Origin of the sequence: Streptomyces alanosinicus, assembly GCF_014650595.1 — a bacterium.
Taxonomy (GTDB): Bacteria; Actinomycetota; Actinomycetes; order Streptomycetales; family Streptomycetaceae; genus Streptomyces; species Streptomyces alanosinicus.
In genome coordinates this window covers 1086129-1110077 of the sequence record NZ_BMVG01000001.1, presented here as the reverse complement: position 1 = coordinate 1110077, position 23949 = coordinate 1086129, and the positions used below count along the sequence as shown (strand labels likewise).

Here is a 23949-nt window from a genome sequence, read left to right as displayed (position 1 = left end):
GAGAAAGGCGGCGCCCATGGCAAGCCACGGAGCGCGGGGCCGCGGCGGGGGCCGGCCCACGCTCGAAGAGGTCGCCGCGCGGGCCGGGGTCGGCCGGGGCACGGTCTCGCGCGTGATCAACGGCTCGCCCCGGGTCAGCGACGCCACGCGCGCGGCGGTCGAGGCGGCGGTCGCGGAACTGGGCTACGTCCCCAACACCGCCGCCCGCGCCCTCGCCGCCAACCGCACCGACGCCATCGCGCTCGTCGTCCCCGAGCCGGAGACCCGGTTCTTCGCCGAGCCGTACTTCTCGGACATGCTGCGCGGTGTGGGCTCCCAACTCTCCGACACCGAGATGCAGTTGCTGCTGATCTTCGCCGGCGGCGACCGGGAGCGCCGGCGTCTGGCCCAGTACCTGGCGGCCCATCGCGTCGACGGCGTCCTCCTGGTCTCGGTCCACGCCGACGACCCCCTGCCCGATCTGCTGGCCCAGCTGGAGATCCCGGCCGTGATCAGCGGCCCGCGCTCGGCCGGCGAGACGCTCACCTCGGTGGACTCGGACAACTACGGCGGCGCCCGCTCGGCCGTGGAGCATCTGCTCTCCGGCGGCCGTACCCGCATCGCGCACATCACCGGCCGCCTCGACGTGTACGGCGCCCAGCGCCGCGTCGACGGCTACCGCGACGCCCTGCGCGAGGCGGGCCGGGAGGCGGACGAACTCCTCGTCGAGCCGGGGGACTTCACGGAGGAGGGCGGCCGCCGGGCGATGTCCGTACTCCTGGACCGGCGCCCGGACCTGGACGCGGTCTTCGCCGGCTCGGACGTGACGGCGGCCGGCGCCCGGCAGGTGCTGCGCGAGGCGGGCCGCCGTATCCCGGACGACGTGGCGCTGGTCGGCTACGACGACTCGGCCATCGCCCGCCATATGGACCCGCCGCTGACCAGCGTCCGTCAGCCGATCGTGGAGATGGGCCGGGCGATGATCGACCTGCTGCTCTCGGAGATCGCCGACCACCGCCCGCCCGCCTCGCGGGGACCGGAGCGCCGGCATGCGGTACTGCCCACGGAGCTGGTGCCCCGGGCGTCGTCGTGACGACGGGCCCCTGTGTCCGCGCCGCCGGGCCCGGCGGCGCGGCTGCGGCGTGGCACCGGCGGATCGGTCGGCGAAAACGAATCAGCCGGTGACCCGTCTTTCGACGGAGTCACCGGCTGATCGGTGAGGGTGAGTGACGGGACTCGAACCCGCGGCATCCTGGACCACAACCAGGTGCTCTACCAGCTGAGCTACACCCACCATGACCGGTGGTGGAACTTGTCGTTTCCCCGACCGGCCGAGAAGAAGTCTACAGGGTCCGAGGGGGTGCTCGCGCACATGTTTTCGCGAGCCCCTCTCCTCGGTGTCCCCGCGGTGCTACGGCGCGGGCAGGACGTGCTTGGCGGCGATCGCCTTCGCGGTGTCGGAGTCCGGGCCGGGCTGCGGGACGAAGACGGCCTCGCGGTAGTAGCGCAGCTCGGCGATCGACTCGCGGATGTCGGCGAGGGCCCGGTGGTTGCCGTTCTTCTCCGGGCTGTTGAAGTACGCCCGCGGATACCAGCGCCGCGCCAGCTCCTTGATGCTGGAGACGTCCACGATCCGGTAGTGGAGGTAGGTCTCCAGGGCCGACATGTCGCGCTCCAGGAAGCCGCGGTCGGTGCCGACGGAGTTGCCGCACAGCGGAGCCTTGCCGGGCTCCTTCACGTACTTCTTCACATACGCGAGGACCTGTGCCTCGGCGTCCGCCAGGGTCGTACCGTTCGGCAGCTCGGCCAGCAGCCCGGACGCGGTGTGCATCTGACGCACCACCTCCGGCATCGTCTCCAGCGCCCGGTCCGGCGGGCGGATGACGATGTCCACCCCCTCGCCGAGTACGTTCAGCTCGGAGTCGGTGACGAGGGCGGCTACCTCGATGAGAGCGTCGTCGGACAGCGAGAGGCCGGTCATCTCGCAGTCGATCCACACCATGCGATCGTTCATGCGACCACCCTAAAGCTGACGTCGGCTTTTGGGCTCCCCCGTGCCGGTGCCGGGCTCGTGGCCGACAGGTGAGGGCCGAAGAGGACGGAGCGGAAAAGAAAGAGGGGCGAGCGTGCGCTCGCCCCTCTTCCCCTCCTGCTCAGCTACCGCTGCGTGGTCCCGGCAGCAGGCCCACCGCGCCGGCCGCCTGGCGGCGGCTCTGCATCGGGACCCCGTTGTCACGGTCCGGGTGCAGCATGGGCGGGTGCCCCAGCGGGCCGGGGCCCGCGAGACCCGGTGGCGGGCCGGGCTGGCCGGACATGGACAGCGACGCCTCCGCGTCGGCCGGCCTGTCACCCTGCGGCCTGCGAGCCCGGTAGGCGGCCCGGTAGGCGGCGGGGGACGAGCCGAGCTGGCGGCGGAAGTGCCCGCGCAGCGCGACGGGGGAGCGGAAGCCGCACCGGCCCGCGACCTCGTCCACGGAGTAGTCCGACGTCTCCAGCAGCCGCTGTGCCTGCAGCACCCGCTGGGTGATCAGCCACTGCAGCGGTGCGCTGCCGGTCAGCGAGCGGAACCGGCGGTCGAACGTACGGCGGCTCATATAGGCGCGTGCCGCCAGGGTCTCCACGTCGAACTGCTCGTGGAGGTGTTCCAGCGCCCAGGCGACGACCTCGGCGAGCGGGTCGGCGCCGATCTCCTCTGGTAAAGACCTGTCGAGATAGCGCTCCTGCCCGCCGCTGCGGCGCGGCGGGACGACCAGGCGCCGGGCGAGCGCGCCGGCCGCCTCGTTGCCGTGATCGGTCCGCACGATGTGCAGACAGAGATCGATTCCGGCCGCGGTGCCCGCCGACGTCAGCACATCGCCGTCGTCGACGAACAGCTCCCGCGGATCGACGTGCACCGACGGATAGCGCTTGGCCAGCGTCGGCGCGTACATCCAGTGGGTCGTCGCCGGGCGGCCGTCCAGCAGGCCCGCCGCCGCGAGGACGAAGGCCCCGGTGCACAGCCCGACGATGCGGGCACCCTCCTCATGCGCCCGGCGCAGTGCGTCGAGCGCCTCCTCCGGCGGTGGCGCGGTGATCGAACGCCAGGCCGGTACGACGACCGTCCCGGCGCGCGAGATCGCCTCCAGCCCATGCGGCGCGGTGAGTTCCAGGCCCCCTGTGGTCCGCAGCGGGCCTTCCTCGCCGGCGCACACCAGCAGCCGGTAGCGCGGCACTCCGGCGTCCTGGCGGTCGATGCCGAACACCGACAGCGGAATGGAACTCTCGAAGATGGGGCCGCCGCTGAACAGCAGCACCGCGACAATCTCCTTGCGGCGTCGCCCGGATAGTTTCCGGGCAGCGGCCTCCGGCGCGGCAGTGGAGTCGTGGCTCATACTGCTAAGCCCCCCTCGGTGGTCGCGGCTCCTCGGTTGTGTCGCTCCTGCACGTTTCCCCTCGGTCCTGCACGAGTCCCCCGCCGTAAGACAGTCAAGATCGAATCTACTGGCTCCCGCGGTCTCACGGTGACCAGTTCCGAACGCCCCAGATTGTCGACATGACAACTTGGCGTGAAGCATTCGATCACGAAGCGTTGCACTCGCGGGGCGTGCAGGGAAGTGCGCCTTGTCGCAGTGGCCAAACCGCGTAGGGTGCGCATCGGCCCGTAGACCCTTTCCGTGCAGGTCGAACGGGGGTTGGGGGGTGGTTCGGACCCCCCTTGGGCCGTATTGAGAAGTTGGCTGAAAACCAGCTGTCGAGGGTGTGGAAACAGGTCAATCGACCGGTGTCCGTCGGCGGGTGTGACGTCCGCCTCTTTGCTCCGCGCAATGCTTTGCGGAACGGTTCTGTCGCAGGGCGCACCGCTCGGAGCGGCGCAGCAGGATCCGGCACACGGCCGTGACGGCGACCAGACCCAGCGCGGCGCCGGCCGCGCCGGCCAGCGAGGTGCCGTACCAGACCAGGACCACGGGCACGAGAACGCAGCTGAAGGCGGCCCAGCGGATCACATCGCTCACGGTGTCCGGCGCGGCGGGCGGCTCGGAGGTGGGTCGGGGACCGGGCATCACTCGTACTCCCTGTGGCTGCGGTTCAACCGGGTTCAACGTCTGTTCGACGGGTCGGTCACCGGCCGTACGTCTGTGAATCCCGTGCAAACCGCCTGTACGGGGCAGCAACCATTGCGTTACGGGCGCGGCTCGTGCATGCTCCGGTGAACCCCTACGGACATCGGGGGACCGCTTACGGAGCGTGCGCGGGATCTGGGCTCAGGAGGCGTGCCGCCGTACCCTTGGGGGTATGGGGTTGGGAAGATGTTTCCCGGACACAGCTCCGTGACACAGCTCTGCGCACACCGTCGTCCCTCCCATAAAGGATCACAACGCCGAGACAGCCATGGCCGGTCACGAATTCTCCGAACCCGCGGACCGCAAGCGGCCCGTCGCCGATCCCACGGCGTCCGAGCCCCTGGCGGCGGAAGAGTCACGCCCCTCCTGCGACCCAGCCTTCCGGCACGGAGTCGTCGTCGGCTTCGACGGCTCCACCTCCAGTGAGCGCGCCCTCGCCTACGCCATCGGCATGGCCCACCGCTCCCACTCGGGCCTGATCATCGTCCATGTCGCCAACCGGCTGCCGACCACCGTGTGGGCCGGCTGCGAGCCGCCCGTCTTCGTCGACGTGCCGGACCATCGCACCGAGGTCCTCGGGCTGGAGCTGGCGTGCGCGGACTATCTGGCCGAGGTCCCGTGGATCCTCGTCGAGCGCGGCGGGGACATCTGCCACGAACTCGAAGAGGTGGGGCGTGAGTACGAGGCGGACGCGATCGTCGTCGGCTCCACGCACGGCATCGTCGGCCGGATCTTCGGCTCCGTCGCCGGGCGGCTCGCCAAGCGGGCGCAGCGCCCCGTGATCGTCATCCCCTGAGCGCCCCAACTCCCTTTGTGCAGCGCGAAACTACTCGCGCGTAGAGGTGGTTTGTGCCCTTGTGAAGGGCATATATCGGTCACCCCGCAACAGCACAGCACGAAGGGAGCCCGCCGTGGACAGCGAAGTCTCTGCGGGAAGCGGAAGTACGACGGTGGTGGGCCGACTCGCCCTGGGGATCACCCTGTTGGCGTTCGGCCTCGGTACGACTGGTGTGATGCACGGCGTGGCAGCGTCCGACGCCGTGTCACTGGCTCACTATGTGGGCGGAGTTGCCCTGTTCCTCCTCGGCCTGGTGGCCTTCCGGGGCGGCGACAAGGCCTCCGGTACGGGTTTTGTGTCTCTCGGCGCCCTGTGGTTCACCTGGGCCGTCGCGGATCACTCGTCGGCGAACGCGGCCGGACTCTTCCTTCTCCTGTTCGCCCTCGTGGCGCTCACCCTGACCCTCGCGGGCGGGGACAGCCTCGGTCAGCTCATGCACGCGCTGCTGTTCCTGGCGATGCTGGTGCTGGCCGTCGCGGCCTTCGCCGACAGTTCCTCCCTGGCCAAGGTGGGGGGCTGGGTCGCCACGGTTTCCGGTGCCGTGGCCTGGTACGCGGCGACCGCGGTGCTGGCTCACTGGCCCACCACCCTGCCCGGGCGTGCCGCCGGCCGGGGGGTGACGGCCACCGGCTGATTCCCAGCGGCACGGAGCGGCCCCCCGCGTGCACGGTGGCACACGCGGGGGGCCGCTCTGTTGTCGCCCTTTCGGGCGGGCTATTCCACCGTCACCGACTTGGCGAGGTTCCTCGGCTTGTCGATGTCCCGCCCGAGGGCTGTCGCCGTGTGGTACGCCAGCAGCTGCAGCGGGATGCCCATCAGGATCGGGTCCAGTTCGTCCTCGTTCTTCGGGACGATGATCGTCTGGTCGGCCTTGTCCTGGTGCCGGTGGGCGACCGCGAGGATCTTGCCGCTGCGGGCCTTGATCTCCTCCAGGGCGGCGCGGTTCTTCTCCAGCAGGTCGTCGTCGGGGACGATCGCCACCGTGGGCAGGGCCGGCTCGATCAGGGCCAGCGGGCCGTGCTTCAGCTCGGAGGCGGGGTAGGCCTCGGCGTGGATGTAGGAGACCTCCTTGAGCTTCAGGGAGGCCTCGCGGGCCACCGGGTAGCCCCGGACGCGGCCGATGAAGAGCATCGAGCGGGCCTCGGCGTACAGCTCGGCCAGCTCCTTGATCTGCTCCTCCTGCTTGAGGATCTCGGTGATCTGGTCCGGCAGCCTGCGCAGGCCCTCGATGATCCGCTTGCCGTCGCGGACCGAGAGGTCACGGGTGCGGCCCAGGTGGAGGGCCAGAAGCGCGAACGCCACCGTCGTGTTCGTGAAGCACTTGGTCGAGACCACACAGACCTCGGGGCCCGCGTGGACGTAGATCCCGGCGTCGGCCTCGCGGGCGATCGCCGAGCCCACCACGTTGACGACGCCGAAGACCCGCGCGCCCTTGCGCTTGAGCTCCTGCACGGCGGCGAGGACGTCGTACGTCTCACCGGACTGGGAGACGGCCACATAGAGGGTGTCGGGGTCGACGACCGCGTTGCGATAGCGGAACTCGGAGGCCGGCTCGGCGTCGGCGGGGATGCGGGCCAGCTCCTCGATCATCTGGGCGCCGATCATGCCCGCGTGGTACGAGGTGCCGCAGCCGAGGATCTTCACGCGGCGGATCTGGCGGGCCTCGCGGGCGTCCAGGTTGAGGCCGCCGAGGTGCACGGTGGAGAAGCGGTCGTCGATGCGGCCGCGCAGCACGCGGTCCACGGCGTCGGCCTGCTCGAAGATCTCCTTGTGCATATAGGTGTCGTGGCCGCCCATGTCGTAGGAGGCGGCCTCCCACTCCACGGTGGTCGGCTCGGCCGCGGTGCGGGTGCCCTCCGTGGTGTAGGTGCGGAAGTCGTCGGCCTTGAGGGTGGCCATCTCGCCGTCGTCGAGGGTCACTATCTGCCGGGTGTGGGCGACCAGGGCGGCGATGTCCGAGGCGACGAACATCTCCTTCTCGCCGATGCCGAGGACCACCGGGGAGCCGTTGCGGGCCACCACGATGCGGTCGGCGAAGTCGGCGTGCATGACCGCGATGCCGTAGGTGCCCTCGATCAGCCGGAGGATCTCGCGGACCTTGTCCTCCAGCTTCTCGGCCGTGGAGCGGGCGATGAGGTGGGTGAGGACCTCGGTGTCGGTCTCGGAGAGGAACTCGACGCCGTCCGCCTCCAGCTTGCGGCGCAGGTCGGCGGCGTTGTCGATGATGCCGTTGTGGACGACGGCGACCTTGCTGTCGGCCGACATGTGCGGGTGGGCGTTGGTGTCGGAGGGGGCGCCGTGGGTGGCCCAGCGGGTGTGGGCGATGCCGGTCGTGCCCTTGAAGCGCGCCGGGACCTTGGCCTCCAGATCGCGCACCCGGCCCTTGGCCTTGACCATCTTCAGTCCGGGCGCCTTCGGGGAGGTGACGACGATGCCCGCCGAGTCGTAGCCGCGGTACTCCAGCCGCTGCAGGCCCTCCAGGAGGAGAGGGGCTACGTCACGCTTCCCGATGTATCCGACAATTCCGCACATATATAGGTATCTCTCAGCCTGGCGTCTCAGCCGTAGACCATGCGGCGCAGCTGCCTGAGCGTCAGCTCGGGCGGTGCCACCGCGCGGTATTTCAGGTCCGCCCCGATCCGCTCGAAGATCTCCGTGTTCACCAGGCCCTGGGTCTGCAGCTCGCGATGGCGGCGACGGACGTAGTCCTCCGTCGACTCGTCGAAGTAGGCGAGCACGTCCTGGATCACCCGCAGTGCCTCGCCCCGGCTCAGGGGCGTGGACCGCGACAGATGATCAACGAGTTCGTCGTGCACCCGTAGATCCTGGGGTACCGGCGCCGGTTTCGCAAGAATCCTGCCCGATTTCGGGCAACCGCCCGGCGGGGGGTCTCGTGGATCTCTGTTCGTCGGCTGTCCATCCTGTGTCTTGCGTCTCATTGAAAGCGCCCGCGCGTCAGACTCTCGTGGCGCACCATGATCGGAGGCGGTGGCGTGACGCCCATGCGAAGGGGCTGCAGCGCCCGACGGCTGCCGAGCTGTCGAGGCAGGTCATCACCGAGGCGAAGAAGACTTCGGAGCGGGCCTGGCTCGGTGCGGTTTCTGCGGTGGTGCTCCAGCAGTCCCTGCGGGACCTGGAGACGGCGTACAGCAACTTCTTCGCCTCGAAGAACGGCACCCGCAAGGGTCCGTCGATGGGCCCGCCGAAGCTGAAGAGGAAGACCGCCCGGCAGGCGATCCGATTCACCGCGAACGCCCGCTGGTCGATCACCGAGGGTGGGAAGCTGCGGCTTCCGAAGGTCGGCGACATCGAGGTGCGCTGGTCCCGCGAGCTACCCTCGCAGCCGTCGTCGGTGACGATCATCAAGGATCTGTCCGGCCGGTACTTCGCGTCGTTCGTCGTGGAGGTGGAGGACAAGCCGCTGCCCGAGCTGGATGTGGAGGAGACGGACACCGGGATCGACCTGGGCCTGTCCTCCTACGCCGTGCTGCGCGGCCGGAAGATCGCTTCTCCGAAGTTCTTCCGCCGCCGGGAGAGGAAGCTCAGGCGGGCCCAGCGGGCTGTGTCTCGCAAGCAGAAAGGATCGAACAACCGGCGCGAGGCCCAGCGGGCCGTCGCAAGGATCCATGCCCGCGTTGCCGACCAGCGACGCGACTTCATCGAGCAGGAGACCACCCGCATCGTCCGCGAGAGCCAAGCGGTCTATGCGGAGGACCTGAACGTGAAGGGCATGGCGAGTCGGAACGGCAGGCTCGGCAAGAGCGTCCATGACCAGTCCCTGGGCAGATTCGTCCGCATTCTTGAAGCCAAGTGCGCCCGGCACGGGCGGATCTTCGTCAAGGTCGACCGGTGGTTCCCCTCCACCCGGCTGTGCTCACGATGCGGGTGCCTCACCGGCCCCAAGGGCCGCGAGGAACTGCACATCCGCGTGTGGACCTGCGCGGAGTGCGGAACCTGGCACGACCGGGACGAAAACGCCGAGGCCAACATACGCGCCGCTGGACGGAAACATGCCGCTGAGATGCGGCATGGGGCGGAGCGTCGAAACGCCTGTGGAGAGCACGTCAGACCTCGCAAGCCGGGGCAGCACTCGCTGAAGCAGGAACCCACCCGAAGCCTCGCCGTAAACGGCGGGGCAGGCGGGAATCACCCACGCACACGCGGGTGAGGACGTCAACTCAACTACTCCTTCCGCGCCGTTGATGCACTACAGGCGGTCCTCACATCCGCTTGAGGACCGCCTGCTTGGCCACGGCGAACTCGTCGTCCGTCAGGATGCCGTCGCGGTGCAGGTCGCCCAGTTCGCGCAGGCGGCGCAGCAGGGTGTCGTGGTCGTCCCCGTCGGCCGCCTTGTCGAGCACCGGCGGATCCTGCCGTACGTCCCCCTCCTCCGCCGCCGGATGCGGCAGCCGCGCCTGTACGGCGGCGCCCACCAGGGCCATCAGCGGGTCCTTCTTGAAGCCCCACAGCTCGACCGCGTTCGGGTCGTACTTGGGCGGTGCCGTGACCGGGGCGCCGCGCACCAGGAACCGCAGATGGCCGTTCTCCAGCCCGGCCGCCGGCTGCCACTCCACCGCGGTGATCTCCGTGACCGGGATCGTCCGGGGACCGCCGGCGGCCTTGGCGTCCTCCGTCTTCCAGTTCCACTCCAGCCGTACCCGCTCCCCGTCGAAGCTCGCCGTGCCGTCCCCGGCGGAGGCGGACACCGGCAGCGAGGGCCCCGGCAGCAGATACCCGGCGACGGGACCGGGGGAGACCCCGTCCAGCAGCAGTGCGCCCCGGACCTCGTCCGCGAAGTACTCGGCGACGCCGTACCGGTCGGACTCCACCGTCAGCTGGTAGGGGTCGTTCGCCTCGCCGAGCCGGCCGCCGGTGGCCTGCAGCAGTGGATCGGCGCCGTCGCGCAGCCGCAGCCTGAGCCGCCCCGACTTGCGCCCCTGTTCGACGGAGACCCCGGCCAACGCGCCCAGCGGAACGATGAGTTCGCCCAGCTCGCGGCGGAGCAGACCGATGTTCTTGTCCCGCCCCGGGGTGAGCCGCAGGGCGTCGCCGTCGAACGCCCAGGTGCCGTCCTTCTGGATGATTTCCGCCATGGAGGGATTGTTTCACCGGATCTGCGGGATGGTGGTCTCGACCACATCTGAAGGGAGCGCATGTGAGACGCGACCACAGCACGACTCCCCGGACACCCCGCATCCTCGGTTCGCTGCTGCTCGTCGCGGCGGCCGGGGCCTTCACGCTCGGCGCCGCGCCCACGGCACAGGCGGCCGCCCCCACCCCGCTGGACCGGGTGGTCCCGGCGCCCGCCTCCGTCCAGCCCGGCGGCGTCCCGTACCGCATCACCCGCGCGACCGGCGTCCGCGTCGACGGCTCCGCCGAGGTCCGCCGCATCGGCGGCTATCTCGCCGGCATCCTGCGGCCCTCCACCGGCTTCGCGCTGCCGCTGACCGAGAGCGGCGCCGGCGGCATCCGACTCCATCTCGCCCAGGGCGACTTCGGCGCCGAGGGCTACCGGCTGCACAGCGACGCGGCCGGTGTCACCATCACCGCGAGCGCCCCCGCCGGACTCTTCCACGGGGTCCAGACGCTGCGTCAGCTCCTCCCGGCGGCCGTGGAGAAGGGGACCGTGCAGTCCGGCCCCTGGCAGATCGCCGGCGGCACCGTCGAGGACCGGCCCCGCTACTCCTACCGGGGCGCCATGCTGGACGTCTCCCGGCACTTCTTCGGCGTCGCGCAGGTCGAGCGGTACATCGACCGGCTGGCCATGTACAAGATCAACGAACTGCATCTGCATCTCAGCGACGACCAGGGCTGGCGCATCGCCATGGACTCCTGGCCGCGCCTGGCCGCCTACGGCGGTTCCACCGAGGTCGGCGGCGGCAAGGGCGGCTACTACACCAAGGCCGATTACCGGGAGATCGTCTCCTACGCCGCCTCCCGCTATCTGGAGGTCGTGCCCGAGATCGACATGCCCGGCCACTCCAACGCGGCCCTCGCCTCCTACGCCCAGCTCAACTGCAACGGCCAGGCACCCCCGCTGTACACCGGCACGGAGGTCGGCTTCAGCTCACTGTGCGTGCCCAAGGACGTCACCTACGACTTCGCGGACGACGTGGTGAAGGAGCTGGCCGCGCTCACCCCCGGCCGCTATCTGCACATCGGCGGCGACGAGGCGCACTCCACCAGCCACGCCGACTATGTGACGTTCATGGACCGGGTACAGCCGATCGTCGCCAAGTACGGCAAGACGGTCATCGGCTGGCACCAGCTCACCGGCGCCCACCCGGCCAAGGGCGCCATCGCCCAGTACTGGGGGCTGGACAGCACCAGCGCCGCCGACAAGGCCCAGGTCGCCAAGGCCGCCCAGAACGGCACCGGTCTGATCCTGTCCCCGGCCGACCGGGTCTACCTCGACATGAAGTACACCAAGGACACCAAGCTGGGCCTGGACTGGGCGGGCCTGGTGGAGGTGCGGCGGTCGTACGACTGGAACCCCGGCGACTACCTCGCGGGCGCGCCGGGTTCGGCGGTCCGGGGCGTGGAGGCGCCCCTGTGGTCCGAGACCCTGAAGACGGACGCCGACATCGACTACATGGCGTTCCCGCGGCTTCCGGGCGCGGCCGAGCTGGGCTGGTCCCCGGCGGCCACGCACGACTGGGACGCGTACAAGGTGCGCCTCGCCGCACAGGCCCCGCGCTGGGACGCCCTCGGGATCAGCTACTACCGCTCGCCGCAGGTGCCGTGGCCCGCGCCGTAGGGTGACAGACCGGCGGGCTCCCCCAAGGACCGTACTCGGGGGAGCCCACCGGCCCGGATCAGAACCCCGCGATGGGATTCTTCAGGGTTCCGACCAGCTGGAGGGCGCCCGAGGGATCCGCCAGGTCGACCATCTGCCGGTTGTCGCGCAGCTGGAGCCGGTTGAGGCAGGACAGCGCGAACTCGGGGGCGAACATGTCGTACTGCCGGAACTTGTCACCGAGTTCGGGGTTCGCCTCCTGGTACTCGCGGGTGACCTCCGCGACCGTGCGCCAGAAGCCGTCCTCGTCCAGGATCTCCTCGCCGGCGAGGAGGGCGGCGAGGAAGCGGAAGAAGCAGTCGAAGACATCCGTGAAGATCGACAGCAGCTTCTTGTCCTCGGGGACCTCGACCGCGATCCGCCGTACCTCCGGCGGCAGCACCGCGTCGGGGTCCATCACCACGATCTCCTCGGCGATGTCCTTGTAGACCGCGCGCTGTACGACCCCGTCCTCCAGGGCCAGGATCACGTTCTCGCCGTGCGGCATGAATGCCAGGTCATAGGCGTAGAAGCTGTGCAGGAGCGGTGTGTAGTACGCCCGCAGATAGCGGCGCAGCCACTCGGTGGGAGTGAGCCCGGAGCGCTCGATCAGCGCGCCCGCGAAGGAGGCGCCGGCGTGGTCGACGTGCAGCAGGGACGCCATGGTCGCGAGGGACTCGCCCGTACGCAGCGAGGGCACCGGGCTCTCCCGCCACAGCGCGGCCAGCATCTTGCGGTACGGCGAGTAGCGGTCGGTGGCCTGCTCGTACTCCAGGTGCCGGTAGCCGACGGCCGCCCGTTCCCGGATGATCGTCAGGCCCGTCGACTTCAGCACGGGGTCGTTCTCGATCAGCTGGGCCAGCCAGTCGTTGATCGCCGGGGTGGCCTCCATGTAGGCGGCCGAGAGTCCGCGCATGAAGCCCATGTTGAGCACGGACAAAGCCGTCTTCACATAGTGCTTGTGCGGGGCGCTGGAATTGAAGAAGGTCCGGATCGACTGCTGGGCCAGATACTCGTCGTCGCCCTCGCCGAGGCAGACCAGATGCCGACGGGCGACCTCGGCGGCGAAGGTGACGGACAGCTTGTTCCACCACTGCCAGGGGTGGACCGGCAGGAACAGGTAGTCGGCGGGGTCGAGCCCCTGCCCGGTGAGCGTGGCACGGAAGCGGCTCAGCGCCCGCTCGCCCAGCTCTCCCCGCAGGAAGTCCTCGTACTCGATCCCGACGCCCGCCGTGAACGCGGCCCGCGAGCGGTGCGCGGCCAGCCACACCAGCCGTACGGGGCTCGCGGTCTCCGGGGCGTACGACAGATACTCGTGGACGCCGAACCCGAGTCGCCCGTTGTTCCCGACGAAGCAGGGGTGCCCCTCGGTCATCCCGGTCTCGATCGCCTGGAAACCGCTGCCCGCAAGCTCCGCCGAGGTGACGCGGGGCTTGGTGAGCTTGTAGCAGGTGCCGGACAGGGTGGAGGAGATCTCCTCCAGATAGACCGGCAGGATCTCGTCGCTCAGGCCCAGGGACGTCTTCAGCTCGATGAAGAAGTCCAGTGCCGCCAGGGGCAGTTCGCCGCCCTCGCGGTGCCGGGTGAGCGAGTCGGCGTCGATCTGCCAGTGGTCGAGGGCGCGCCGGACGGCGGAGAACCGGTACGCGGTGAGGCCGTCGTCGCTGCGGACGACATACCGCTCGCCCTCCCGCTCGGGGGTGATGAGGCGCTCATGGGCGAACTCGGCGAGCGCCTTGCGTAGGAGGAGCCGGTTGGCGCTCGCCCAGCGCTCGGGGGACAGATGGGCCACGGCGTCGGCGAGGCTCATACGGCCACCCCCGTCGCGGCGGCGTACCGCTCGCGCGTGCAGAAGCTCAGCAGGGCCGTCTTCTCCGGCTTCTGGATCTCCCGCTCGGGCACGAACCCGACGGCCTCGTTCAGGGCGTGTACGGCCTTGTTGGCCACGTCCGGTTCGACGACGACGCGCCGCACCGCCGGGTCCTCGAAGAGGCGGGCCATGACGGCGGTGATGACGGACCGGGTGAACCCGTGCACGGGCGTGTCGGTCGCCGGGGTGAGGAAGTGCATGCCGATGTCGCCGGACTGTGCCTCGTACAGGCCGGTCAGCTCCCGCTGCGCGGGGTCGTACTGCTCCATGAGGAAGACCGGTTCGCCGTCCCGCAGCCCGAGCAGCGCGTGGTGGTGCGCGTCCGCCGCGATCTCCATGTACGCGCGCTCGACGTCCTCCAGTTTCGCATCCTGCATCATCCAGAAGGCGGCCTTGGGATGGGTGACCCAGGAGTGCAGGAGCTCGGCGTCCTGCAGGGGATCGACGGGACGGAAGGTGAAGGTCATACGGCGAACTCCTGGAAAGCGATGGTCTTCTCGACCGGGTAGTACTCGGTGCCGAGCAGCTCGCGGACGATGTACGCGTTGCGGTACGCGCCCATGCCCAGGTCGGGGCTGGTGACGCTGTGGGTGTGGACGCCGGCGTTCTGCAGGAAGACACCGCGGCCGGTGACGTCGACGGCGTAGTTGCGGGCGACGTCGAAGCGGCCGTGGCCGTCGAAGAGCAGCCGGTCGCGGAGCGGGGTGAGGAAGGCCGGGGGCTCGTAGTGGTAGCCGGTGGCCAGCAGCAGGCCCTCGGTGCCGATCTCGAAGTCCTTGTCCTGCTCGTCCTGGTGGAAGCCGAGGGTGTAGCCGCCCTCGTCGTGACGGGCGCTCGTCAGGCTGGAGTTGGTGAGCAGCCGGGTGGGCACGGGACGGTCGCCGCTGGTGACGTTCTTCTGGTAGAGCAGGTCGAAGATCGAGTCGATCAGATCCGAGTTGATGCCCTTGAACAGGCCCTTCTGCTGCTTCTCCAGCCGGTAGCGGGTCTCCTCGGGCAGTGCGCGGAAGTAGTCGATGTAGTCCGGGGACGTCATCTCCAGGGTCAGCTTGGTGTACTCCAGCGGGAAGAACCGCGGGGAGCGGGTGACCCAGTTGAGCTGGTAGCCGTGGGAGTCCATCTCGGCGAGGAGCTCGTAGTAGATCTCGGCGGCGCTCTGGCCGCTGCCGACGATCGTGATGGACTTCTTCGCCTGCAGCTCCGCCTTGCGGTGCATGTACTGGGAGTTGTGCAGGAAGTCGCCGCCGAGGTCCTGGCAGGCCTGCGGGACGAAGGGGACCGTGCCGGTGCCGAGGACCAGGCGCCGGCCGCGGAAGACCTCACCGGTGTGGGCGCGGACCACGTACAGCTCGTCCTCGTACGTCACCTCGGTGACGGTCCGGCCGAAGCGGACGCTGCTGAGCCGGCCGGCCGCCCAGCGGCAGTAGTCGTCGTACTCGACCCGCAGCGGATAGAAGTTCTCGCGGATGTAGAACGAGTACAGCCTGCCCTTCTCCTTCAGATAGTTGAGGAAGGAGTACGGCGAGGTCGGGTCGGCGAGGGTGACCAGGTCCGACATGAACGGGGTCTGGAGGTGGGCGCCGTCCAGGAACATCCCGGCGTGCCACTCGAAGTCCGGCTTGGCGTCGAGGAAGACACCGTCGAGGCCGTCGATGGGTTCGGTGAGGCAGGCGAGGCCGAGGTTGAAGGGGCCGAGCCCGATCCCCACGAAGTCATAGGTGCGGCTGGCTTCAGGAAGCGCGGTCAAGGGACTCTCCCAGGTACTGCTCGGCGTGGCCGGCGATCAGATCGAGGACGGCGGCGATGTCGGCCGGCGTGGTCTCGGGGTTGAGCAGGGTGAACTTCAGGTAGTGGCGGCCGCCGACCTTGGTGCCCGCGACCACGGCGTCGCCGGAGGCGAACAGGGCCTTGCGGGCGTAGAGGTTGGCGCGGTCGATCGCGGCCGGGTCGGTGACGGTCGCCGGGATGTAGCGGAAGACGAGGGTGGACAGGGCGGGTTCGACGACGACGTCGAAGCGGGGGTCGGCGGCGAGCAGTTTCCAGCCCTCGGCCGCGAGGTCGCAGACCTCGTCGAAGAGCGCGCCGACGCCGTCGGCGCCCATCACCCGCAGGGTCATCCAGAGCTTGAGGGCGTCGAAGCGGCGGGTGGTCTGCAGGGACTTGTCCACCTGGTTGGGGATACGTTCCTGCACCATGCGGCGCGGGTTGAGGTACTCCGCGTGGTAGGTGGCGTGGCGCAGCGTGGCCGCGTCCCGGACCAGCACCGCGGACGAACTCACCGGCTGGAAGAAGGACTTGTGGTAGTCGACCGTGACCGAGTCGGCGCGTTCGATGCCGGCGATCCGGTCCCGGTGCTTCAGCGAGGCGAGCAGCCCGCAGCCGTAGGCCGCGTCGACGTGCATCCACACCCCGTACTGCGCGCACAGTTCGGCGATCTCCGGCAGCGGGTCGATGGAGCCGAAGTCGGTGGTGCCGGCGGTGGCGACCACCGCCATCGGGACCAGCCCGTCGCGCCGGCAGCGCTCCAGCTCATGGGCGAGGGCCACGGTCTGCATCCGCTTGTCGTGGTCGACGGGGAGACAGACGACGCTGTCCGGGCCGAGGCCGAGCAGTTTCGCGGACTTCTGCACGCTGAAGTGGCTGACCTCGGAGGTGAAGATGCGCAGGTCGGCGACGGAGTCGGTCTTGGCCTCCTCCCTCGCCAGAAGCAGCGCCTGGAGGTTGGACTGGGTGCCGCCTGAGGTGAACACGCCGTCGGCGGCGGGCCCGAGGCCGATCCGCCGGGTCGTCCAGTCGATGAGCTTGCGCTCGATGAGGGTGCCGCCGGCCGACTGGTCCCAGGTGTCGAGGGAGGAGTTGACGGCGGTGAGCACGGCCTCCCCGAGCACCGCCGGGATGACGACCGGGCAGTTGAGGTGGGCGAGGTAGCGGGGGTGGTGGAAGTAGACCGCGTCCTTCAGGTAGAGGTCCTCCAGCTCGTCCAGGACGGCGGCGGTGTCGCTGAGCGGGCGGTCCAGGTCGATGGCGTCGACGCGGGGGGTGAGGGCGTCGACCGTGACGCCGGTGAACGGACGGTCGGTGGTGGCGAGTTTGGCCGCCACCCGCTCGACTCCTTCGGTCACGGAGCTGCGGTAGTGCTCCGCGGTGAGGCCATTGAGCAGGTGCGAGCGCATGTGGGGGTCCTCCGAGGGGACGGTCCGTGCGGGGGTGCGAACGGATTCCGTTCTACTTAGGTTAGCCTAACCTAACTTTTCTGGATCAAGGTGTGCGGCACCCGTGACCGGTGTCACGCCGAGGGGGTCGCTCCGGAGCTACTCCGCGGCCCGCAGCTGTTCCTCCGTCAGGCCCTGGCGCCAGTAGCCGACGAACGTCACCCGTCGCCGGTCGACCCCGCGCTCACCGACGAAGTGCCGGCGCAGCGCCTTCATCTGTCCCGACTCGCCCGCGAGCCATACGTACGGCCGCTCGCCGAGGGGCGGTCGGGCGGCCCGTACGGCGTCGACGGCCATGGGGGCGCCGTCGTGCCGTACGAGCCAGGTGATCTCCGCGTCCGCGTCCGTGCGCACGTCCTGGATGTCACCGGCGTGCGGCACCTCCAGCCAGGCGTGGACGCGGGTGCCGGACGGCAGGGACTCCAGGATCGCGGTCGCGGCCGGTACGGCCGTCTCGTCGCCCCACAGCACGACGAGACCGGTGTCCTCGGGCGGGCGGAAGCGGATCGCGCGGTTGTCGGCGACGGCGGGCCCGAGCAGCAGGACACGGTCGCCGGCGGTGGCCCGGGAGGCCCAGCGGGAGGCCGGGCCGGCGGGGGTGGGTGCGCCGGGCTCGACGCCGTGCAGCGCGAAGTCGATGTCGATCTCGCTGGTGTGGCCGAGGGCGTCCCGGCGCAGGGCGCGCAGCGTGTACGAGCGCATCACCGCCCGTATGTCGTCCGGCAGTTCCCGCCACGCCTGCCACCACCCGTCCCCCAGATCCAGGGGCACGACGGGCTCGGGCTGGCCCGGGTGCGGCAGGAACAGCGACAGGGACTGGTCACACCCGTCGGAGTGGAAGGCCCGCAGATCGGCACCGTCGAAGGTGACCCGGAGCAGAGACGGCCCCAGCCGCCTCGTCCGTACGACCTGCAGGGAGAAGAACCGGAACGGGGCGGCTACGGCCGTCGTCATGTGTGGCTCCTGAAAGGGGGGTGGGATTCAGGGCTTTTCCGCGCTGTCCGCGCTGTCTTGAAGGTTTTCCCTGACCTCAGCCGACCTTCTTGGCCTTCTCCAGGGCCTCGGCCAGAGTCGTCAGCAGCGGCACGCACTTGTCGTACGACAGGATCGGCTCGGGGGAGCGGGAGATGACCTGCCCGGCCTTCACCGCGGGCAGCTTCTTCCAGGTCGGCTTGGTGATGTCGGCGGGCTGGATCGCCGAGGACCGGTCGTCCATCATGATGATGTCGGCGCGGTACTTGTCGACGTTCTCCCAGCTCAGCGACTCGTACCAGCCGCCGCCCTGCTTCTTCGCGCTCTCCGGCGGCTCCACGAAGTTCACGCCGAGGGCCTTGAAGTACTCCAGGTCGACGGAGAGGTTGGTGCCGGAGACGTAGAAGAGCGGGTCGCTCGCGCTGCCGGCCATGACCTTGATGTCCGGCTTGGCCTTGGCGGCGGCGCGCAGCCGGGCGGCCGCGGCCTCGAAGCGCTTCTTCGCGTCCGTCACCTTGGCGGCCTTCATGTCGCCGCCGAGCGACCCGGCGAGGTCCCACATGCGCTGCAGCGGCGCGGTGAGCTGACGGTCGTAGACGGAGACGGCGACGCTGGGCGCGAGCTGCGCGATCTTCTTCTTCGACTCCTCGGGGACGTACCAGAGCGTCCCGGCGCCGTCGAACATCGTGGTGATCAGCACCTCGGGGGCGAGGGAGGCGTACTTCTCGATGTTGAACTGGCCCCAGGTGTTGCCGAGGACCGTCACCTTGCTGATGTCCATGTCACCGGCCTGGACATCGGGCTTGCCGTCCTTGGTCCTCGTCGGCCCGAAGACGCCCTTGACCTGGACGCCGTAGTCGTAGAGGGCCGCGCCGACGCCGGTGAAGGCGACGATGTCCGCCGGGACCTTGTCGAGCTTCACGCTCGTGCCGCGGTCGTCCTTGAAGGACCAGGGGCCGGACTTCCCGGCCTTCGTCCCGCTGCCCGCGTCACTGTCTTTGCCCTTGCCGTCCCCGCAGGCGGCGAGCGCGCCACCGAGTCCGACGGCGCCGCCCGCGACGAGGAGGCCGCGGCGAGTGAGGTGGGTGGCACGGGCTTGGGACATGGGTATGACTGCTTTCGAACGGGGCGGAGCGCCCGCCGGACAGGTTCGAAGGTAGGTTAGCCTAACCTCACCTGATGTCCAGGGTTGGGGCGAACCCGCGCGCCTGGCGCCCTGCCGCTCGCAGGAGAGCGCGACCTGCTTCGACGTCACCCGACGGGGCGCGTAGCCGTCTTGTACATGGCGGCGGCTGTGAATGTCCCCCTGCCGTTCACCATGCCCGGCTACGGTGTCGGCGGCGCGACATACCTTCGCAGGAGAACCATGAGATCCCCATCCCGTTTCGGGTTGGTCGCACTGGTCACGGCGACAGCGGCCGTTTCCGGCGCTCTGCCCGCATCGGCCTGGTCGCCGCATGACGGCTACCCCGGGAACCCGCACCGCAGCGATGTCGTCGACATCCAGGTGCTCAACGTCTCCGATTTCCACGGCCAGCTCGACCCGCTCAACGTACGTGGCGTCGGTGACGTGGGCGGTGCGGCGGCGCTGAGTTCGTACTGGAAGGCCGACCGCGAGAAAAACCCCGACACGCTGCTGCTGACTGCCGGTGATGCCGTCGGCGCGAGTGCGCCCATCTCCGGCTTCTTCGACGACACGCCCACGATCCGGTTCATGAACCACGCGGGCTTCGACGCCGACACGTTCGGCAACCACAACTTCGACAAGGGCCTGGAGCACCTGCAGGACCAGATCGACGCCGCGCAGTTCCCGTACGTGTCGTCGAACCTGACGCACCTGGACGACAACCTGAGCGACGTCAGCCCCTACACCATCAAGAACGTCGACGGCGTGCGGGTCGCGATCATCGGCGTGACCAATCCCGAGGCCCCGACCCTGGTGGCGCCGGGAAACCTCGGCACGATGACGGTCGCCGACCCGGCGGCCGCGGCCATGCGCGCGCGTACGGAGGCGGCCCGGCACGGCGCCAGGGTGTTCATCGCCCTCGGCCACCTCGGTATCGAAGGCACCGACCCCTCGGGCAACCAGACCGGACCGCTGACGGACTTCGCGCAGAAGGTCCACGGCTTCGATCTGGTCCTGGGCGACCACACCGATGTGCGGTACCAGGGTCAGATCAACGGCGCCCTGGTGCTTGAGAACCGGAGCAAGGGCGCCACCTATGCGCGCACCACGCTGACCTACGACCGCCGTCGCGGCGGCCGGGTCGTGAACGCCGCCTCCGAGTTCGTCGTACCGGTCAGCAACGCGGTACAGCCGGATCCCGAGGTGGTGGCGATGCTGAAGCCCTACCGCGACGAGATGGCGAAGCGTTACGACAGCACGGTGGGAACGGCGACGGGGCTGTTCGGGAACGAGGAGAGCGACGTGCGGGGCCGGGAGACGGCGCTGGGTGACCTGACCGCCGACGCGCTGCGGGCCACCTACAAGACGCAGGTCGCCTTCACCAACGGCGGCGGAATCCGTGCGGCGCTCCCCTCGGGGTATCTGCCGGCCGACACCTCGCTCAGGCGTCCTTCCTCGGGCTATGCCGCCGGTCCGCCGTATGACCTGGTGACGGGTGACGCGTACTCGGTGCTGCCGTTCGGCAACCAGTCGCTCACACGGACGCTCACGGGCGCGCAGCTGTGGGCGGTGCTGGAACACAGCGTCAGCAAGGCACCCGGCAGCTTCGGCGGCTTCCTGCAGGTTTCAGGACTGCGGTTCACCTACGACTCCGCCAAGCCGGCCGGGTCCCGCGTCCAGTCGGTGACCCTCGACGACGGCACGCCGGTGGCGAACGACGCCACCACGTACACGGCGGCCACCAACGACTTCACCAACGCCGGCGGTGACGGGTACACGATGCTGGCCGACGGCCAGGGCACCAGCCGCAACCTGATGGCGGCGGACCTGCTGGACTACATCACCGCCCGGAAGACACTCACACCGGCCACGGACGGCCGCATCGAGGACGCCGCCCGACCGGGTGCCTGACGGACACACCGACATCCCTCGCCTCCGTCCGGGCGGGGATGTCGCGTTTCCGCACCCGAGAACACTTCGTTCGCGCTGAACCCCTGGGGACAGACGGTGGCGGGAGGACCACGGCCGGCCGCCGCGCGACGGGCACCGACCTGCGGGAGGAAGCGGCCTTCGCGGACGGCCTTGAGGGCGTCATCCATCGACCACCACATGAGCTTGAAGTCCGCATTCCACGGCATGAGTTGCCGAGGGCCGCAGGTGAGATGTGCGGCCGCGAAGAGGTGCACTCTGTCAGTAGAGCCCCACCCATCTGCCACGGGGGAACGACGGACGGGCGGGCGGCTCAGCCGACGACCGGCACGAGTTGGTCCGCAGAGTTGAGCCATAGTCGCTGTCCGTCACGGTCCACGGTCAGTCCGAACCGGTCCCGGCCGGGCCGTTCCTGCTCCTCCCACCAGTGACAAGCCGCCTCTACTTCATCCCAGAGTCGTCGGGGCCCTGACTGCCGCACGCTTGCACCTTCTACGTGGGCTCAGGAGCCGTCAGCGGCCCACAGGCGGCAGCCGATCACCTGTCGGTCGTTGTCCAGGTCAGATGGAGCGCGGCGCTCGTGCTCGTTGTGGTGTCGGCGCTAGCTGGGTGCAACGCTTCTGGGAAAGGCAAACCGGCGGCGGGGGCGCCGGTTGCGACGGGCCCGGTGACGATGCCCGACCTGGTCGGGGAGAACGCTGAAGAGGCTGAGGATCAGCTGGAGAACCTCGGGGTGGCCGAGAGCCGGATCAAGCTGAGGGCGGACGACGGGCACCATGTGGTGGTGCTGGTGGCATCGAACTGGGACGTGAACACCCAGTCGGTGAAGACGGGTGCGCGGCTCGGAGCGAAGCAGGTGGTCGTCCTCGGCGTTGGGAAGTCGACGTGGCGCGAGCGTCACCACGGCCACCTGCTCTAGGCGGAGTCCGACGGGTCGTGCGGACGGCCTGGTGATCCTGGCGTGAATCGCGCGGCTGCTAGGAGCCTCGGGGTGGGGTCTTGGGGAGGGTAGCCCTGCTCAACGGGCGATCTTGTCCAGCAGTGATGCCAGTTCGATCGGTCGGGACAACATCGGCCAGTGCTCGGTCGGCAGGTGGCGTAGGTCCATGTCGGCCATCGGCTCGAACACTGGGTTGCCGCTGTCGGCCGGCATGCGCACCTGTTCGGGGCTGAATGCTGAGGCGATCACCGAGCAGTGCGTGTCCGGCGGCACCGTGGGGCGGTTCAGGGGGCGAGTGGCGGTCGCGAACGGCTGAGGTGTGATGATCCGCTCCATCCGCTGACCGGCGCTCAGGACAGGAGTGAGGGGAGCGGCAGTGAGCGATGCGCGGCGTCGGCGTTCAAGGCCACCGGCACAACTTGAGGACCGACGCCGCGCGGCGTCTCAGCTCCTCAGCTCACCTTGATGGTCGCCTTCCACGGCGCGATGGCACGGGGGCACTTGTGCCCGGGGTCAGCCCGGCACTGCCGCACGGCGGAGATGGTGCTGGTACCGGGGCTTTCCGCGTGCAGGACCGCGTACGCGTCACCGGCCGGTGTTGTGCCGCCGATAGTCCGGCTCAGGACGTGGGCATCGCCGGAGCTCGGCATGCTCCACGTATACGTCAAGCCCCCCTCGCGCGAGGCCTTCAGACGGATCATGGTGTCGTCACCGACCGATCGAGCCACGCTCTGGCCGTTGTCGGAGTCGGTAAGGACGTGAGGGTCGTCCAGACCGGAGTGTGGTGCGGCGGAAGCGGCTGTGGTGACCAGCGCGGCGGTCACCGCCAGTCCCAGCGTCAATCCGGTCGCATACTTCGCGGCTTTCACGGTTACCTCCAGGCAGACGACGGACGTGCTGATCAACGTCCCGCACGCCCGTCACGCAATGCCCTTCCCCGGGAGAACCACCTGATTCGCCGAACGGCGCCAGACGGGGGCAGACGGGGGGCCGGACGGCGCCGCCGGACCGACTCGTACGACGGCGCCCCCGTACCCCTGGCTCACCTAGCTCACCAGCCCCAACTCCCGCGCGATCAGCATCCGCTGCACCTCGCTCGTGCCCTCGCCGATCTCCAGGATCTTGGAGTCGCGCCACATACGGGCCACCGGGTACTCGTTCATGAAGCCGTAGCCGCCGTGGATCTGGGTGGCGTCGCGGGCGTTGTCGACGGCGACCGTCGAGGAGTACAGCTTGGCCAGGGCCGCCTCCTTCTTGAAGGGTTCGCCGGCGACCAGGCGGGAGGCCGCGTCGCGCCAGGCGAGGCGGGCCGTGTGGGCCTTCATCTCCATGTCCGCGATCTTGAACTGGATGGCCTGGTTGGCGCCGATGGGGCGGCCGAAGGCGTGGCGCTCCTTCGCGTACTTCACCGACTCGTCGACGCAGCCCTGGGCCAGACCGGTGGCGAGTGCCGCGATGGCGATGCGGCCCTCGTCGAGGATGCGCAGGAACTGGGCGTAGCCGCGGCCCTCCTCGCCCACCAGGTTGGCGGCGGGCACCCGGACGTCGGCGAACGACAGCTCACGGGTGTCGGAGGCGTTCCAGCCGACCTTCGAGTAGGGCGCGGCGACCGTGAAGCCGGGGGTGCCGGACGGGACGATGATCGCGGAGATCTGCGGCCTGCCGTCCGGCTTGCGGCCGGTCACGGCGGTGACCGTGACCAGCCCCGTGATGTCCGTGCCGGAGTTGGTGATGAAGCACTTCGAGCCGTTGATCACCCATTCGTCGGTCTCCGGGTCCAGGCGGGCCGTCGTCCGGGTCGCCCCGGCGTCGCTGCCGCCGTCCGGCTCGGTCAGCCCGAACGCGCCCAGCATCTCGCCCGCGCACAGGCGGGGGAGCCACTCGCGCTTCTGCTCCTCGGTACCGAAGAGATGCAGGGGCATGGCGCCCAGCGAGACGCCCGCCTCCAGGGTGATCGCCACCGAGGAGTCCACCCGGGCCAGTTCCTCCAGGGCGATGCCGAGCGCCAGATAGTCGCCGCCCATGCCGCCGTACTCCTCCGGGAACGGCAGCCCGAACAGGCCCATGCGGCCCATCTCGCGGACGATCTCGTACGGGAACTCGTGCCGCTCGTAGAAGTCACCGATCTTCGGTGCCACGACATCGTGCGCGAACTCCTCCACCGTACGGCGGAGTTCCTCCAGCTCGGGGCTGAGACGGTGGTCCATG

22 protein-coding genes and 1 tRNA gene are annotated in these 23949 nt (G+C 69.6%); 7 read left to right on the top strand and 16 right to left on the bottom strand.

What is annotated here, in order from left to right; translation table 11 throughout:
- Positions 1–16: 16 nt before the first annotated feature.
- Complete coding sequence (locus IE277_RS05030) at positions 17–1072, top strand: LacI family DNA-binding transcriptional regulator (protein WP_189948802.1); 1056 nt, start codon at positions 17–19, stop codon at positions 1070–1072.
- Positions 1073–1200: 128 nt separating this feature from the next.
- On the opposite strand, the gene IE277_RS05025 is transcribed toward IE277_RS05030, so the two are convergent.
- From IE277_RS05025 to IE277_RS05010, 4 genes are all read right to left on the bottom strand, one after another.
- Positions 1201–1273: transfer RNA gene (locus IE277_RS05025), tRNA-His, on the bottom strand.
- A gap of 117 nt (positions 1274–1390) precedes the next feature.
- The gene (orn, locus tag IE277_RS05020) at positions 1391–1993 is read right to left on the bottom strand and encodes an oligoribonuclease (protein WP_189948801.1); all 603 of its coding nucleotides are present in this window, start codon (positions 1991–1993) and stop codon (positions 1391–1393) included.
- A 139-nt stretch (positions 1994–2132) separates the two neighbouring features.
- Positions 2133–3350 carry a helix-turn-helix domain-containing protein gene (locus tag IE277_RS05015; protein WP_189948800.1) on the bottom strand — a complete coding sequence of 406 codons (1218 nt, stop codon included), beginning with the start codon at positions 3348–3350 and terminating at the stop codon, positions 2133–2135.
- 378 nt (positions 3351–3728) lie between these two features.
- A complete protein-coding gene (locus IE277_RS05010; RefSeq protein WP_189948799.1) occupies positions 3729–4019 on the bottom strand; it encodes a hypothetical protein in 291 nt (96 codons plus the stop codon).
- 328 nt (positions 4020–4347) lie between these two features.
- On the opposite strand from IE277_RS05010, the gene IE277_RS05005 reads away from it, so the two are divergent.
- Both IE277_RS05005 and IE277_RS05000 read left to right on the top strand, forming a co-directional pair.
- Positions 4348–4875: a universal stress protein gene (locus IE277_RS05005; RefSeq protein WP_189948798.1), complete on the top strand. Its 528-nt coding sequence runs from the start codon at positions 4348–4350 to the stop codon at positions 4873–4875.
- A 115-nt stretch (positions 4876–4990) separates the two neighbouring features.
- The gene (locus tag IE277_RS05000) at positions 4991–5551 is read left to right on the top strand and encodes a GPR1/FUN34/YaaH family transporter (RefSeq protein WP_189948797.1); all 561 of its coding nucleotides are present in this window, start codon (positions 4991–4993) and stop codon (positions 5549–5551) included.
- An 80-nt stretch (positions 5552–5631) separates the two neighbouring features.
- Here the strand turns inward: IE277_RS05000 and glmS are convergent, their stop codons facing one another.
- Together glmS and IE277_RS04990 are read right to left on the bottom strand one after the other, a co-directional pair.
- Entirely contained in the window at positions 5632–7449 is a 1818-nt protein-coding gene (gene glmS / locus IE277_RS04995; protein WP_189948796.1) for a glutamine--fructose-6-phosphate transaminase (isomerizing), read from the bottom strand.
- Between the two features lie 26 nt (positions 7450–7475).
- A complete protein-coding gene (locus tag IE277_RS04990) occupies positions 7476–7733 on the bottom strand; it encodes a hypothetical protein (RefSeq protein ID WP_189948794.1) in 258 nt (85 codons plus the stop codon).
- Here IE277_RS04990 and IE277_RS04985 point away from each other — a divergent pair.
- A complete protein-coding gene (locus tag IE277_RS04985) occupies positions 7673–9085 on the top strand; it encodes an RNA-guided endonuclease InsQ/TnpB family protein (protein WP_308433351.1) in 1413 nt (470 codons plus the stop codon). The genes IE277_RS04990 and IE277_RS04985 overlap by 61 nt on opposite strands.
- Before the next feature lie 52 nt (positions 9086–9137).
- Here the strand turns inward: IE277_RS04985 and IE277_RS04980 are convergent, their stop codons facing one another.
- A complete protein-coding gene (locus IE277_RS04980; RefSeq protein WP_189948792.1) occupies positions 9138–10010 on the bottom strand; it encodes a DUF4429 domain-containing protein in 873 nt (290 codons plus the stop codon).
- 62 nt (positions 10011–10072) lie between these two features.
- On the opposite strand from IE277_RS04980, the gene IE277_RS04975 reads away from it, so the two are divergent.
- Positions 10073–11674, top strand: a complete 1602-nt coding sequence (locus tag IE277_RS04975) for a beta-N-acetylhexosaminidase (protein ID WP_189948790.1) — start codon at positions 10073–10075, stop codon at positions 11672–11674.
- A 58-nt stretch (positions 11675–11732) separates the two neighbouring features.
- On the opposite strand, the gene IE277_RS04970 is transcribed toward IE277_RS04975, so the two are convergent.
- The 6 genes from IE277_RS04970 to IE277_RS04945 form a co-directional block, all read right to left on the bottom strand.
- Positions 11733–13502 carry an IucA/IucC family protein gene (locus IE277_RS04970; protein WP_189948788.1) on the bottom strand — a complete coding sequence of 590 codons (1770 nt, stop codon included), beginning with the start codon at positions 13500–13502 and terminating at the stop codon, positions 11733–11735.
- On the bottom strand, positions 13499–14029 hold the full coding sequence (locus tag IE277_RS04965) for a GNAT family N-acetyltransferase (RefSeq protein ID WP_189948786.1): 531 nt from the start codon (positions 14027–14029) through the stop codon (positions 13499–13501). Before IE277_RS04965 ends, IE277_RS04970 begins: the two co-directional genes overlap by 4 nt.
- Entirely contained in the window at positions 14026–15309 is a 1284-nt protein-coding gene (locus IE277_RS04960) for a lysine N(6)-hydroxylase/L-ornithine N(5)-oxygenase family protein (RefSeq protein ID WP_189948784.1), read from the bottom strand. Before IE277_RS04960 ends, IE277_RS04965 begins: the two co-directional genes overlap by 4 nt.
- Positions 15293–16735 (bottom strand): lysine decarboxylase DesA, encoded by a 1443-nt coding sequence (gene desA, locus IE277_RS04955; protein ID WP_189948782.1) that lies wholly within the window; start codon positions 16733–16735, stop codon positions 15293–15295. The genes IE277_RS04960 and desA overlap by 17 nt, the downstream gene beginning before the upstream one ends.
- A 138-nt stretch (positions 16736–16873) precedes the next feature.
- Positions 16874–17728, bottom strand: coding sequence for a siderophore-interacting protein (locus tag IE277_RS04950; protein WP_189948780.1), 855 nt, complete (start codon positions 17726–17728; stop codon positions 16874–16876).
- A gap of 76 nt (positions 17729–17804) precedes the next feature.
- Positions 17805–18851 carry an ABC transporter substrate-binding protein gene (locus tag IE277_RS04945; protein ID WP_189948779.1) on the bottom strand — a complete coding sequence of 349 codons (1047 nt, stop codon included), beginning with the start codon at positions 18849–18851 and terminating at the stop codon, positions 17805–17807.
- A gap of 261 nt (positions 18852–19112) precedes the next feature.
- Between IE277_RS04945 and IE277_RS04940 the strand changes: the two genes are divergently transcribed.
- Positions 19113–20783: a bifunctional metallophosphatase/5'-nucleotidase gene (locus tag IE277_RS04940; protein ID WP_189948777.1), complete on the top strand. Its 1671-nt coding sequence runs from the start codon at positions 19113–19115 to the stop codon at positions 20781–20783.
- 691 nt (positions 20784–21474) lie between these two features.
- A complete protein-coding gene (locus IE277_RS04935) occupies positions 21475–21720 on the top strand; it encodes a PASTA domain-containing protein (RefSeq protein ID WP_229880790.1) in 246 nt (81 codons plus the stop codon).
- A 99-nt stretch (positions 21721–21819) separates the two neighbouring features.
- Here IE277_RS04935 and IE277_RS04930 read toward each other — a convergent pair whose 3' ends face one another.
- The 3 genes from IE277_RS04930 to IE277_RS04920 form a co-directional block, all read right to left on the bottom strand.
- Positions 21820–22077 (bottom strand): hypothetical protein, encoded by a 258-nt coding sequence (locus IE277_RS04930; RefSeq protein WP_189948773.1) that lies wholly within the window; start codon positions 22075–22077, stop codon positions 21820–21822.
- Between the two features lie 116 nt (positions 22078–22193).
- Positions 22194–22610, bottom strand: coding sequence for a hypothetical protein (locus tag IE277_RS04925; protein WP_189948771.1), 417 nt, complete (start codon positions 22608–22610; stop codon positions 22194–22196).
- Positions 22611–22787: 177 nt separating this feature from the next.
- Positions 22788–23948, bottom strand: coding sequence for an acyl-CoA dehydrogenase family protein (locus IE277_RS04920; protein ID WP_189948770.1), 1161 nt, complete (start codon positions 23946–23948; stop codon positions 22788–22790).
- Position 23949 lies beyond the last annotated feature (1 nt).